Annotated in this window: 1 protein-coding gene and 1 pseudogene; one reads left to right on the plus strand and one right to left on the minus strand. The window is 68.7% G+C overall.

The window, feature by feature from the left end:
* Positions 1 to 157, plus strand: a pseudogene (locus AB0M20_RS44255) (GNAT family N-acetyltransferase); the annotation flags it as partial.
* A gap of 11 nt (positions 158 to 168) precedes the next feature.
* Here AB0M20_RS44255 and AB0M20_RS44260 read toward each other — a convergent pair.
* The gene (locus tag AB0M20_RS44260) at positions 169 to 1,152 is read right to left on the minus strand and encodes an ABC transporter permease (RefSeq protein WP_364307557.1); all 984 of its coding nucleotides are present in this window, start codon (positions 1,150 to 1,152) and stop codon (positions 169 to 171) included.
* Positions 1,153 to 1,267 lie beyond the last annotated feature (115 nt).

Genomic DNA, 1,267 nt, shown 5'->3' on the forward strand with positions numbered 1-1,267 from the left:
GGCGGTGTGCCAGGAGATCCGTACCCGCGGGGCGAGCCGGGCGTACGTCTCCTGGGAACCTCGCCCCGGCGGGCCGGAGGAGTTCTACGTCAAGCTGGGTTTCCGGCCGACGGGGGAGCGCACCGGGGAGCAGACGGTCGGCGTCCGAGATCTCTGAAACGGACACGGTCAGGTGTCGGCGAGAGCGTCGACCGGAACGGCGCGGGCGGCGCGGCGCCCGGGCAGCACCGAGGCGATCATCCCCGCGGCGACGGCCACGGCCGCGACCGCCACCGTCTGCGCCGGTGACATCGCGAACCGGACCGACGAGAAGTTGAGCTCGTTGCTGATGGCGTGGGTGCCGACCCAGCCGAAGAACATGCCCGCCGCCGCGCCGACGGCGGTCCCGGCGATGCTCAGCAGAACGGCTTCGACGGCGAGCATCCAGCGCAGTTGGCGGCGCTGTAGGCCGAGGGCGCGAAGCAGCGCCGACTCGCGGGTGCGCTCCAGCACCGACAGGCCGAGGGTGTTGCCGACACCGACGAGCGCGATCAGCACCGCGACCGCGAGCAGCATCGTGCTGATCATCAGCAGCCGGTCGAGCAGTTCCCCGTACAGGGCTTTGCCCGTCAGCCCGCCGCCCACCTCGGCACCGGTGATCGGGGCCGCGACGGTACGCAGGGCGGAGCGCAGTGCGGTGATGTCCGCGTCGGGTGCGGCCTGCGCCCATACGCTGCCGATCGGCGCGTCCGGGGCCAGGCGGCGCAGCACGGTGGGTGCGACGATGAGCGAGTCGGCCGGTGCGAGATGGTCACCCCGGACCGGCAGCCGCACCGCACCAGCCGGCCCGGTGAGGGTGGCGACGGTGCCGTCGCGGACGCCGCGGTCCTCCAACAGGTACGGGTCGGCCAGGAGCACGTCGTCGGCGATCGCCGGGCGCGGCTCCGACAGCAGGCCCAGAGCCTTGGCGTCGGGACCGAGCACCCGCAACGCGGCGGGGTCGAGGCCGGCGTCGAACCGCACCCGGGCGGAGCGCACGCCGACGGCCGTCGTTATCCCGGCCACCCCGGCGACGTCGGTGACGGCCCGGTCCGGCAGCGGCCCGTCGAACATCGACACGGTGACGTCCACCGGGAAGCGGGCGTCCAGGCTGCTGTTCGCGGTCGCTTTCATGCTCGCGGCGTATTGGGAGGTCAATATATTAAAATCGATTAATATTTTTATAATTAAAATAAAAGTTAAAGTTTAAAATACAAAAAAAAAATAATTAAAAAAAACATCATTATAC

The sequence above is a fragment of the Actinoplanes sp. NPDC051633 genome, assembly GCF_040681735.1.
Classification (GTDB): Bacteria; Actinomycetota; Actinomycetes; order Mycobacteriales; family Micromonosporaceae; genus Actinoplanes.